The 11,274-nt window shown below is 72.4% G+C and carries 11 protein-coding genes and 1 other RNA gene; all 12 read right to left on the bottom strand.

Translation table 11 applies throughout. From position 1 onward, the window contains the following. Positions 1-84: 84 nt before the first annotated feature. The gene (ftsL, locus tag ICW72_RS05945; RefSeq protein ID WP_191085374.1) at positions 85-966 is read right to left on the bottom strand and encodes a cell division protein FtsL; all 882 of its coding nucleotides are present in this window, start codon (positions 964-966) and stop codon (positions 85-87) included. Further along, positions 960-1,901, bottom strand: coding sequence for a 16S rRNA (cytosine(1402)-N(4))-methyltransferase RsmH (gene rsmH / locus ICW72_RS05940; RefSeq protein ID WP_191085373.1), 942 nt, complete (start codon positions 1,899-1,901; stop codon positions 960-962). Before rsmH ends, ftsL begins: the two co-directional genes overlap by 7 nt. Then, the gene (locus tag ICW72_RS05935; protein ID WP_191085372.1) at positions 1,898-2,329 is read right to left on the bottom strand and encodes a division/cell wall cluster transcriptional repressor MraZ; all 432 of its coding nucleotides are present in this window, start codon (positions 2,327-2,329) and stop codon (positions 1,898-1,900) included. Before ICW72_RS05935 ends, rsmH begins: the two co-directional genes overlap by 4 nt. A gap of 358 nt (positions 2,330-2,687) precedes the next feature. Continuing rightward, positions 2,688-3,075: RNase P RNA component class A (gene rnpB, locus ICW72_RS05930), an RNA gene on the bottom strand. A 55-nt stretch (positions 3,076-3,130) separates the two neighbouring features. Then, positions 3,131-3,643: a nucleotidyltransferase family protein gene (locus tag ICW72_RS05925; protein ID WP_191085371.1), complete on the bottom strand. Its 513-nt coding sequence runs from the start codon at positions 3,641-3,643 to the stop codon at positions 3,131-3,133. Next, a complete protein-coding gene (locus ICW72_RS05920) occupies positions 3,640-4,308 on the bottom strand; it encodes an N-acetylmuramoyl-L-alanine amidase (protein WP_191085370.1) in 669 nt (222 codons plus the stop codon). The genes ICW72_RS05925 and ICW72_RS05920 overlap by 4 nt, the downstream gene beginning before the upstream one ends. Then, a complete protein-coding gene (locus ICW72_RS05915) occupies positions 4,308-5,813 on the bottom strand; it encodes a flavin-containing monooxygenase (RefSeq protein ID WP_191085369.1) in 1,506 nt (501 codons plus the stop codon). The genes ICW72_RS05920 and ICW72_RS05915 overlap by 1 nt, the downstream gene beginning before the upstream one ends. A 237-nt stretch (positions 5,814-6,050) precedes the next feature. Continuing rightward, positions 6,051-6,812, bottom strand: coding sequence for a TerB family tellurite resistance protein (locus ICW72_RS05910; RefSeq protein ID WP_191086146.1), 762 nt, complete (start codon positions 6,810-6,812; stop codon positions 6,051-6,053). Between the two features lie 87 nt (positions 6,813-6,899). After that, a complete protein-coding gene (locus tag ICW72_RS05905; protein WP_191086145.1) occupies positions 6,900-7,340 on the bottom strand; it encodes a DNA polymerase III subunit chi in 441 nt (146 codons plus the stop codon). Further along, a complete protein-coding gene (locus ICW72_RS05900; protein WP_191085368.1) occupies positions 7,337-8,317 on the bottom strand; it encodes an NADPH:quinone reductase in 981 nt (326 codons plus the stop codon). Before ICW72_RS05900 ends, ICW72_RS05905 begins: the two co-directional genes overlap by 4 nt. A 16-nt stretch (positions 8,318-8,333) precedes the next feature. Then, entirely contained in the window at positions 8,334-9,719 is a 1,386-nt protein-coding gene (locus ICW72_RS05895) for a leucyl aminopeptidase family protein (protein WP_191085367.1), read from the bottom strand. 5 nt (positions 9,720-9,724) lie between these two features. Further along, a complete protein-coding gene (locus ICW72_RS05890) occupies positions 9,725-11,197 on the bottom strand; it encodes a leucyl aminopeptidase (RefSeq protein WP_191085366.1) in 1,473 nt (490 codons plus the stop codon). Positions 11,198-11,274: the final 77 nt, after the last annotated feature.

Below are 11,274 nucleotides of genomic sequence, written 5' to 3'. Positions count from 1 at the left end.
GGGGCGGGGCGGCGCAGCGCGGCGCGCGGCTGCGGCCGGACGGGCGAGGCCTCGGGGGGCAGCGGCGGGGGCGCGGGGGCAGGTTCATCGGCCGAAGGGCACGGGGGGCGGCAGGGAGATGCCGCCGCCGAGCATGGAGCCCGCCTGCGGCATGGGCGGCGCCATGGGCGCGGCGCGGACATGCATGGCCGTGCGCAGCGCGGGGTCGGCGGCGGGGCGTGCGGCGGCGACTTCACGCGGGGGCGGGGCCGGGCGAACCGGGGCCTCGGCCAGGCGCGGGGCGGGGCGGGGTTCCGGCGCACGGCGAGGCTCGGGGGCGCGTGCGGCCACGGGGGTGGCGCGGGGGGCGACGGGCGCGGCCACCGCCACGGCCTGCGGCGCGGGGACGGGTGCTGCCACGGGCGCCACCGCCGCCGCGACCGGTGCCACCGCGGCCGGCGCCGGCGCATCGGAGACGGGCCGCGCCTCCGCGACTGTCGCGGCGGGCCGCGCGTCGGCCAAGGTCGCGGCGGGCCGCGCGTCAGCCAACGTCGCGGCGGGCCGCGCATCGGCCAGCGTCGCGGCAGGCCGCGCATCCGCAAACATCGTGCGCGCGGAGAAGACCAGCACCTCGCCCGGCGCGGCCGCCACATCGGTGCGCGTGCGGAAGGCGCTGGGGCCGCCGGCGAAATCCGTGGGCGCGGGCAGGCGCCGCCCGGCATCGGCCACGCGGAGGAATTGCTGCGGCGTGGTGGGCACCAGGTCCGGCAGGTGCGCCGAGGCCAGCGCCTGCAGCCGGTCCTGGTCGGTCAGCCGCGCCCATTCGGCGGAGAGGGTGCGCGTCTGCACGCGCTCGGCCTCGGTCGCCTGTAAGGTGCGGCGCAGCTCCGCCTCCACCGCGTCCACCTCGGCCTTGATGGAATAGACGTGGAAGCCCGTGCCCAGGAAGGCGAGGCAGCCCAGGAAGGCGAGGGGTCGGATCAGCATGGCACGGCCTCGGGCTTGCGGCGCAGCGCGCGCAGATGCGCGCTGCGGGAACGTGGGTTGGCGGCGATCTCGGCGGCGGAAGGACGGAGCGAGCGCGGCGTCAGCAGCTCGAAGCCGGTGGGCGCGGGCGCGGCGATCAGCGCGCCCGGATCATGGCGGGAGGCGGCGGGCATGCGGCCAGAGGCTTTCTGGAAGGCGCGCTTCACGATGCGATCTTCCAGCGAGTGAAAAGACACCACAACGATTCGCCCACCGGGTGAAAGCAGACTCATCGCAGCTTCCAGCCCGCGCGTGACCTCCCCCAGCTCGTCATTCACGCGAATGCGCAGCGCCTGGAAGCTGCGCGTCGCGCCATCGAGGCCCGAGGGGTCGCGCGGGACGGCGCGGCGGATCACTTCGGCGAGCTGCGCGGTGGTGGTGAAGGGGGCTTCGCCGCGCGCGCGGATGATGGCGCGGGCCACGCGGCGCGAATGGCGTTCCTCGCCGAATTCCCAGATCAGCTCGGCCAGCTCGCGCTCCTCCAGCGTGTTCACGAGGTCGGCGGCGGAAGGCCCGTCGCGGCCCATGCGCATGTCGAGCGGCCCGTCCGCGCGGAAGGAGAATCCGCGATCGGGCGTGTCGAGCTGGAAGGAGGAGACGCCGAGATCGAGCACCACGCCATCGAGCGCCGTGACACCACGCGCGGCGAGATGCGCCACCATGTCGCCGAATCGGCCCTCGATGAGGTGCAGCCGCCCGGGATGCCGCGCGGCGAGGGCGGCGCCGCGCGCGATGGCGTCGGGGTCGCGGTCCATGGCCCAGAGGGTGCAGGGGGCGGCGTCGAGGAAAGCCGATGCATAGCCGCCGCCGCCGAAGGTGCCGTCCAGGATCACCTCGCCGGCGCGGGGGGCCAGCGTGCGCAGGACTTCGTCGAGCATGACGGGGATATGCGTCATGACGCCCTCGGGATCGGGCGGGTGGCGGCCAGCGCGCGGGCCAGGCGCGCCTCGAAGGCCTGGCGCGACCAGATCTCGAAGAAGCTGCGGCGGCCCACGAAATACAATTCGTTGCCGAGTTCCGCGTGACGGATCAGGTGCGGCGGGACGATGATGCGCCCTTCCGCGTCCGGCTGGACGGGCACGACCACGGCGATGAGGGCGTAGAGGCGGTCATCCTCCTCCTCGCTCGGGATGTCGAGCGGACCGAGGCGCGGCGCATCGGTGGCCGCGAAATCCATGGAGGGCCAGGCTTCGAGGAAGGTGCCGCGCACGGAAGGCCGGAGATAGAGAGGCTGGTTGTTGAGCTGGCTGCGGAACGTGGCGGGAACGGAGCAGCGCCCCTTCTTGTCCAGCGTGCCATCGAGGGATCCGACGAATTCGACCATCGCGACCGTCGGTGACCCCCCGTTGCGCCCTGGGGGGTTCGGCGTCGCCGCCCCGCCCCGGCTCCGGGGAGGAACAGCGGCCGACGAGGCCCCCCGACCCCGCCGGCTCGCCCGACCAAACCCTTTCGGTGATGGCTCGCCCCCCGAGCTTGCTCACCCCGTCTGGGCTGGGTGTGTTCTATCTGGGTGGATGCCCCTAATCAAGGGATATTATGGGGCGGCTATGGGTGGGGATAAACAAAAATCCTCACAAATCAGTGAGTTGAGCTTGGGCGTGACAATACGGTTGTGCCCCGCTGTAGGTTTCGCGTGGGGGTGTGGCTGTGCGGCCACACTCGGCTCAGGGAGAGGGTGTTGTGGTGCCGGAGGGCCTGTAAGCCGGGTTCTGTCCAGCGCTTGCGCGCCTGTGCGACCATTCCTCTGGAGCGGGTGTCACCACCCGCTTCGCGCGGCCAACCCGGAGGGCGGGGCGGAAAACCCCTGCGTTACCGCGGCCCTCCCTATTCGGCCTTGCTCCCGGTGGGGTTTGCCGTGCCGCCGCCATTGCTGGAAGCGCGGTGGGCTCTTGCCCCACCGTTTCACCCTTGCCGCGCCGGATTGCTCGGGCGTGGCGGTCTGTTCTCTGTGGCACTTTCCCTGAGGGCTCGCGCCCCCGCCGGCCGTTAGCCGGCACCGTCTTTCCGTGGAGCCCGGACTTTCCTCCAGCGCGCGATCTCTCACCCGCCAGCGGTCGCCCGGCCCCCCGGCACCGCGCTTCTGTTGCGCCCGGGGAAGGGGTGGGTCAAGCCTGGGCTACGTGGATCATGCCCAGCGCAGCCGGGGCCAGCGCGCGAACCAGCCGCGCGCGGCCGCGCGCGCCTCCACCGCCGCGCGCCGTTCCGCGAAGGCAGGTGTGGGGCGCAGGCGCAGCGCGAACAGGTCTTCCCAGCCATGCGGCGCCAGCAGCGCCACCCGCCCGTCCTCCCAGCGCGCGGCCACCGCCGTCGCGGTCTCGGGCCAGAGGGCCATGGCGCCCGCCAGGTCATCGGCCGGCATCAGCCCGGCCTGGTTCACCACCTCCCAGCGCGCCGCGGGCTCCGCCGCGTGAAGGCGCGACGCGAAGGGCGCGGCATCGAGGCCGGGCGCGTGGAAGACGAGGTCGAGATCGGCTGCATCCGGGTCGGGCTCACGCCCATGTAGCCAGTCCCAGGCGGCATTGCGCAGGAAACCCGCGCCGAGCCAGCCCGCGGGCGGGCCGTGGAGGGCCGCGACCCGCAGCAGATGCGCCATGCGGGGATGCGCCGCCACGCGGCGGGCCAGCGCCTCGGGCGTCACGCCCCGGCCACGGCCGCCATCCGCGCCAGCGTCACCGCATCCGCGATGCCATCCACGCGCTCCGGCCGCCAATGCCGCTGGAAGGCGGTGACCAGCACGGGCAGGGGCAGGTCGGTGCGATAGCCGATGCGGCCGAGCAGGGTCAGCGCATCGGCATCGGGTTCGGCGTCCCGCTCCGGCCATAGTCCGACGCCGCATTTCGCCAGCCCCGGCCAGTCGAACAGCTCGCCCGGATCCTCCTTGCGGTCGGGCGCCACGTCGCTATGGGCCAGCACATGGCGGGCCGGGATGGGGTGGCGGGCCAGTATGTCGAGGCAGAGTTCCGCCACCGCCGCCATCTGCAAGGCGGGGAAGGGGCGGTAGCCCCATTCATGGCCGGGATTCACGATCTCGATGCCGATGGAGACCGCGTTCAACGCGCTCCGCCCGCCCCAATGCGAGACGCCGGCATGGCGCGCGCGGCGCCCTTCCTCCACCAGGCGGAAGATGCGCCCATCCTCCTCCACCAGGTAATGCGAGGACACGCCGGCCTCCGGGTCGCGCAGCCGCGCCAGCGCCTCCGCGCCCGACCTCATGCCGGTGTAGTGCAGGATCAGCATGTCCACCGCCGCCCCCTCGGGCCGCGGGTCATGGTTGGGCGAGGGGCGGTCGGTGACGGAGAGCATCACCTATAGACGAAGGCCGCGTCCTTCAGGTCAATGGCCGGGAACTCGTCCTTCTCGCGCCAATAGTCCTGGTTGTGCTGCCATTCGGGCTTGTCGCCGCGCTTGGGCAGCAGGTGCATGCCGCGCATCAGGTAGCCCGGGTTGAAGTTCTCGGGGTCGATCCAGGGCAGGAGGGGCATGTTGTGGTCCTCGGGCCGCAGCGCGACCTCCACCTGCCGCGCCCCGCGCGCCTCCATCTCCGCCAGCAGGCGGCAGACGAAATCCCCCACCAGATCGGCCCGCAGCGTCCAGGAGGCACGGAAATAGCCGAAGACCCAGGCCATGTTGGGCACGCCCGTGAACATCATGCCGCGATAGGTCACGGTCTCGTGAAAGGCGAGCGGCTTGCCATCAATGGTGAAGGCGATGTCGCCCAGCACGTTCAGCTCGAAGCCCGTGGCGGTGACGATGAGGTCCGCCTCCAGCTCCCGCCCCGATTTCAGCTTGATGCCGCCTGGCGTGAAGCGCTCGATCTCGTCGGTGACGACGCTGGCCGTGCCGGCCGCCACGGCCTGGAACAGGTCGCCATCGGGCACATAGGCCAGGCGCTGGTGCCAGGGGCGGTAGCGCGGGGTGAAGTGGGTCCCGATGTCGTAATCCTCGCCCACGATGGCGCGGACGTTCGCCAGCAATTCCTCGGCCACCTTCTCCGGTTCGCTGAAGCTGCGGGCGGTGAACTTGGCCTGCTCGAACAGGATCTTGCGGCGGACGATCTCGTGCACCCAGCTCTCGTCCACGGCCAGTTCGCGTAGCTGGTCCGCGATATCAATGCCGTTGCGCCCGATGCGGAACCAGGTGGGCGAGCGCTGGAGCATGGTGACATGCCCCGCCCGCCCCGCCATGGCCGGCACGATGGTGGCGGCCGAGGCGCCGGAGCCGATGACGATGACGCGCTTGCCGGCATAGTCCAGCCCCTCGGGCCAGGTCTGCGGGTGGACCACCTGCCCCTGGAAGTCCTCCAGCCCCGGCCAGTCGGGCGTGTAGCCCTGGGCGTGGCGGTAATAGCCCTGGCACATCCAGAGGAAGTTGCAGGTGAAGCGGCGGCGCTGGCCGGTGGCGGTGTCGGTCGCCTCCAGCGTCCAGAGCTTGGCCTGCCCGTCCCAGGCGGCGCTGTGGATGGCATGGTTGTAGCGGATATGCGGCGCGAGGCCGTTTTCCGCGATCACCTCGCCCATGTAGTTCAGGATTTCCGAGGCGGCCGCGATGGGCGGCCCCACCCAGGGCTTGAAGCGATAGCCGAAGGTGTAGAGGTCACTGTCCGAGCGGATGCCCGGGTATTTGTGGGTCAGCCAGGTGCCGCCGAAGCTGTGCTGCGCCTCCAGCACCACGAAGCTCGTGCCCGGCCGCTGCGTCGTGAGGTGATAGGCCGCCCCCACCCCGGAAATGCCCGCGCCCACGATGAGCACGTCGAAATGCTCGGTGGCGGCGGTGTGGGTTGCTTCGGGGTGCAGGCCGGTGTCGGGCATGGACGTCTCCGCGGCGCGGGTTTGTCCGATGCTAACAGCGGCCTGACCGGCAGGGGAAGCGCGGCGGAAGGCAGGGTGTCTTTCCAACCCGCCCCCTCCGGTCGGCGGCGCGGCTTTGCCGCGCCAACGGCGGCACCGGCCAGGAGAGGCGCCAAACCGGGGCCCCCGCGAAAGCGCGAAGCGATTTCGTGGGGTGGTTGCGGGGCCCCCGCGAAAGCGCGAAGCGATTTCGTGGGGTTAAAGTTTACGATCCCGCTTGATCCGGTCCCAGGCCGCGTTGATCTCGGCCACCTTGCCGGTGGCCCGCTGGATGAATTCCGCCGGCACCCCGCGCGAGGCCAGCGCATCCGGGTGGTTCTCCCGCATCAGCCGCTTCCAGGCCGCGCGCACATCCTCGTCCGAGGCATTGGCCGGGATGCCCAGCACCGCATAGGGGTCGAAGGAAGGCTGGCCGGCATCCACGCGCCCCTGGCCGTCCCGCGCGCGTTCCCAGCTCCGTGCATCGAGGCCGAAGCCCGTCTGGACGCGCTGGAGGAAGCGCACCTCGCCCCGCGTCAGCGGCCCGTCGGCGCGGGCGATCTGGAAGAGGGCCGCCAGCACATCCTCCAGGATGGTGCGGTTGTCGGCGAAGGCCTCGCCCAGCCGGTCGGCGAAGGCCTCGAACTCGTCCGCGCTGTCGCGCGCCTCGTCAAACAGGCGCGCCACATCCTTCATGTTCTGCGGCGGGATGCGGAACAGGCGCTTGAAGGCGTCAATTTCCGCCCGCACCACCGGCCCGTCGCATTTCGCGAGCTTGGCCGAGAGCACCACCACGCAGATGGCGAAGAGCTGTTCCTTGGAGCCGAGCATGGAGGCGAGGCTCGCCGCATCGGGCCCCAGGCGCCGGCGCAGCCCGCCCGCATCGGCGGCATGGCCCGCGGCCGCGCCCAGCACGGCGCCCAGCGGCCCGCCGGTCGCGAAGCCGGCGATGCCGCCGATGATCTTGCCCCAGAACCCCAAAATCCGATCCAACCCCTGCCGCCCCGGCGGCGGGGGCGTGTGTGTCCAGTCCGTAAGATAGCATGCGGGGCGGGGTTTTGCAGACCCTCAGGCCTTCCGCTCCCACCCCGATGGCGTCTGCTGCCAATAGGCGAGGGTATGGCCCGCCGCCTTCGCCGCCGCCCAGCGCCGCCGCGCCGCGGCCACCGCGGCCTCGTCGCCGCCGTCGAACAGGTCAAACACGCGCGCGTAGAGGTCGAGGCAGGCGCTTTCCGCCCCATCGGTCAGGAAGAGGTGCTGGGCCCCATTCGCCGGCGGCCCATCCTCGGTGGTGAGGAAGATGGGCTGGAGTTCGGCGTCGCGCGTGCCATGGGGCAGCCAGTCCGGCTCGATGCAGGTCCAGAGCGCGTCGTCCAGCGAGGTCAGCCGCTCCGGCCCCGCGCAGAGCACCAGCGCCCGCGCCGGCAGCGCCAGCACGCGGCCGAGCAGCCGGGGCAGGGCCTGCTCCAGGCTGGAGCGGGTCAGGTGGTAGAAGCCGATCTCCGTCAGGACACGCTCAACACGATGTTCCCCATCGCATCCCCCGCCTGCACGATCTCATGCGCCGCCGCGCATTCGGCCAGCGGCAGCGTGCCCGCGATGGCGTGCTGCAACCGGCCTTCCGCCAGGAAGCGCGTCAGCAGCCCCTCGCACTCCGCCCGCGCGGCGGCGGAGAGTTCATAGACGATGAAGCAGCGCAGCCCGATGCCCCCCAGGATCATGGGGAAGAAGGGCAGGGTGAATTCCGCGGCACCCGATCCATAGGCGACGCACAGCCCATCCTGTGCCAGCACCTGCGGCAGCAGCTTGGCGTTGGCCGCGATGTCCACCTCGATGACGCGGTCCACGCCGCGCCCGTCCGTCAGTTCACGCACGCGCGCGCCGGCATCCTCGCGCCGGTAGTCCACGCAGGCATCGGCGCCGGCCGCCATGGCATGCGCCGCCTTCTGCGGGCTGCTGACGGTGGCGATGATGCTGCGCGCGCCGAGCAGCCGCGCGAACTGGATGGCGTAGTGGCCCACGGCCCCGGCACCGCCCGCGACCAGCACGCTCTGCCCCGCCACGCCGCCATCGGTCAGGCAGGCGCGCAGCGCGGTGAGTGCCGGGATGCCGAGGCACGCCCCCGCCTCGAAGCTGGTGCCCGCCGGCAGCGGCACGGCCTGCGCCTCGGGGATGGCGATGCATTGCGCGGCGGTGCCATGGGCGCGCTTCCACTGCCCGTTCCACACCCAGACCCGCTGGCCGATGCGGCTGGGCTCCACCCCCAGCCCCACCGCCTCGATCACGCCCGCGCCGTCGCTGTGCGGGATGATGCGCGGCGCCAGCATGGGCCGGCTGCCGCCGCGCGCCTTCCAGTCGGACGGGTTCACGCCGGAGGCCGCGAGCCGCACCAGCACCTCGCCGGGGCCCGGAATGGGGGTCGGCATGTCGCCAAAGACCAGCACCTCGCGCGCGGGGCCGGTGCGTTCGTACCAGACGGCCTTCATGGCTATTCCTCCCTGGTCAGACCCGGTGCGGGTCCTCGAAATGGCGTTCCACCAGCGCGTCGAGCAGCCGCGCGCCGAAGCCCGTGGGGGCGTGGCGGGGCGCCAAGCCTTCCTCGCCCGCTTCCTCCGAGACCCCCGCGATGTCCAGATGCGCCCAGGGCAGCAGCCCCACGAATTCGCGCAGGAAGGCGGCGGCGTGGCAGGCATCGGGCAGCAGCGGGCCGGCGGGGGCGCATTGGCGCAGATCGGCGATGGGGCTGTCCAGGTCGCGCCGATGCGCCTCGCCGATGGGCAGCGGCCAGAGGCGCTCGCCCACCGCCTCGCCCGCCGCGGCCACCGCGGCACCCAGCGCGGCCTCATTGCCATAGAGCCCCGCGCGATGGTGGCCCAGCGCCGTCACCACGCTGCCCGTCAGCGTGGCGAGGTCCAGGATGGCCTGCGGCCTGAAGCGCGTGGCGGCGTAGTGCAGCGCGTCGGCCAGGACGAGGCGCCCTTCGGCGTCGGTATCTATCACCTCGACGGTCCGGCCCGAGAGCATGGTCAGCACATCCCCCGGCCGATAGGCCTGGCCGCTGGTGGCGTTCTCGGCCAGCGCCAGCACGGCCACGGCGGGGCAGGGCGAGTTGCGGCGGGCCAGCGCCAGCATGGCCCCCGCGCAGGCGGCGGCCCCGGCCATGTCGCCGCGCATCTTCTCCATGCCCGCGGCGGGCTTGATGGAGATGCCGCCCGTGTCGAAGCAGATGCCCTTGCCCACGAAGGCCACGGGGGGTGCCGCGAAGCGCCCCTTCCAGCGCAGGACGACCAGGCGCGGCCCCTCCGCCGCCCCCTGGCCCACCGCGAGCAACCCGCCCGCGCCCAGCTTGCGAAGCCGGGCGGGCTTCAGCACCTCGACCGTCAGGCCATCCGCTTCCAACGCCTTCAGGCGGCGCGCGAATTCGCGCGGGTGCAGGCGGTTGGCGGGCTCGGCGGTGAGTTCGCGCGCCAGCAGCGCCCCATCCAGCCCCGCCTTGGCGCGCGCCCAGAGGGGGGCCGCGCGGTCCGGATCATCCACCAGCAGGGAAAGGCGGCGCGGCCCCGGCGTGCGGCGCGACTTCAGCGCCTCGAACCCCCAGGCGCGCAGCACCGCCCCCGCGCCGAGCGCGACCGCCACCGCATCGGGCAGGCCACGCGCGTCAATCGCGACCCGTGCCGCCTCACCGGCCGCACGGATGCAGGCCGCCCCCACAGCTTCCCATTGCGGCGCGTTGGAGGCGCCATCCGCCCCCACCCAGCGCAGCTTCGGGTTCAGCTCCAGCACCTGGCCCGGCCGCCCCTCGAAGCCCGAGGGGTGCGGCTCGCCGCCCTCCAGCACGGGCCGCAGCACCAGCGCGCCGGGCGGGGCCTCCGCGCGGAGGCGCAGCACCCGGCTCAGCCCTCGTAGTGCTCGGCCACCATGCGGTCGAGCAGCCGCACGCCGAAGGCCGTCGCGCCCTTGGGCGTGGTGGGCGCGTCCTTGGACGACCAGGCCGTGCCCGCGATGTCCAGATGCGCCCAGGGCTTCTTCTGCACGAAGCGCTGGATGAACTGCGCGGCCGTGATGGACCCGCCGGCGCGCCCGCCGCCCACATTCTTCATGTCGGCGATGTCGGACTTGATCTGCTTGTCATAGGCATCGCCCAGCGGCATGCGCCAGCAGGCCTCGCCCGTGGCTTGGCCCGCCGCCACGATCCGCGCGGCGAGTTCATCGTCATTGGCGAACAGGCCGGCATGCTCATGGCCGAGTGCGACGATGATGGCGCCCGTCAGCGTGGCCAGGTCCACCATGAAGCGCGGATCATACTTCTCGATGGCGTAGTGGATGACGTCGGCCAGGACGAGCCGCCCCTCGGCGTCGGTGTTGATCACCTCGATGGTCTGGCCCGAGGCGCTGGTCACCACGTCACCCGGCCGCTGCGCGTTGTGGCCCGGCATGTTCTCGACAAGGCCCAGCAGCCCCACCGCGTCCACCTTCGCCTTGCGGCCGGCCAGCGCCGCCATCAGCCCGGCCACGGTGCCCGCGCCGGCCATGTCCCACTTCATGTCCTCCATGCCGCCCGCGGGCTTGATGGAGATGCCGCCCGTGTCGAAGGTGACGCCCTTGCCGATGAAGCAGACCGGGTTGCTGGCCTTCTTCCCCTTGGAGGCGCCGTTCCAGCGCATCACCACCAGGCGCGGTTCGTTGATGGAGCCCTGCGCCACGCCCAGCAGCGCCCCCATGCCGAGCTTCCGCATCTCCTTCACGCCCAGCACGTCCACCTCCAGGCCGAGGGAGGACAGCGCCTCGCAGCGCTTCGCGAATTCGACGGGGTTCAGCACGTTGGGCGGCTCGGAGACGAGGTCGCGCGCCAGGAAGACGCCCTCCACCACGGCCTTCATCGGACCCCAGGCGGCCTTGGCGGCGGTGCCTTCGCTGGTCGCCACCGTCAGCTTGGACAGCTTCGGCTTGTCCTCGGCCTTCTCGGTGGTGCGGTAGCGGTCGAAGCGGTAGTGGCGCAGCGCGGCGCCCATCGCCACCGAGGCCGCCTCGGCCGCCGGCAGCCCATCGGCCGCGATCATCGCCGTCACCTCGCTTGCCATGGCGGCGGCGGCGGTGCCGCCCAGCTTCTCGGCCGCGGCGGCGCCACCCTCCTTGCCCATGCCCAGCACCAGCAGCTTGCCGATGCCCGGCGCGGGCGCCCAGAGCGTGGCACTCTGCCCCTTGCGGCCGTGGAAGCCCGCGGCCTCCAGCGCGCGCACGAGGCCGCCTTCCATCGCGGCATCCAGCGTGGCCGCGAGGCCCGTGGGCGCGGCCTCCTCGGCCAGCAGCAGGACGAGACCGCCCGCCTTGGGCAGGGCGGGCTTGGCGAAGGCGATGTCGAGCATGGGGGCTCCTGGCTGGGACATGAGAGAGGGAAGATAGGCCCTGGCGCCGATTGCGTCAGCCCATGACGCGGGGATAC

It is taken from the genome of Roseococcus microcysteis (assembly GCF_014764365.1).
In the GTDB taxonomy this organism is placed as follows: Bacteria; Pseudomonadota; Alphaproteobacteria; order Acetobacterales; family Acetobacteraceae; genus Roseococcus; species Roseococcus microcysteis.
Note: the sequence above shows the minus strand (reverse complement) of the source record. Positions and strands in the feature narration are given on the sequence as shown.

What these genes read in the sequence shown, in the direction of transcription:
- ftsL (WP_191085374.1), bottom strand. Translation starts at nt 966, where the DNA reads ATGCTGATCCGACCCCTCGCCTTCCTGGGCTGCCTCGCCTTCCTGGGC.
- ICW72_RS05890 (WP_191085366.1), bottom strand. Translation starts at nt 11,197, where the DNA reads ATGCTCGACATCGCCTTCGCCAAGCCCGCCCTGCCCAAGGCGGGCGGT.
- ICW72_RS05915 (WP_191085369.1), bottom strand. Translation starts at nt 5,813, where the DNA reads ATGCCCGACACCGGCCTGCACCCCGAAGCAACCCACACCGCCGCCACC.
- rsmH (WP_191085373.1), bottom strand. Translation starts at nt 1,901, where the DNA reads ATGACGCATATCCCCGTCATGCTCGACGAAGTCCTGCGCACGCTGGCC.
- ICW72_RS05935 (WP_191085372.1), bottom strand. Translation starts at nt 2,329, where the DNA reads ATGGTCGAATTCGTCGGATCCCTCGATGGCACGCTGGACAAGAAGGGG.
- ICW72_RS05920 (WP_191085370.1), bottom strand. Translation starts at nt 4,308, where the DNA reads ATGCTCTCCGTCACCGACCGCCCCTCGCCCAACCATGACCCGCGGCCC.
- ICW72_RS05900 (WP_191085368.1), bottom strand. Translation starts at nt 8,317, where the DNA reads ATGAAGGCCGTCTGGTACGAACGCACCGGCCCCGCGCGCGAGGTGCTG.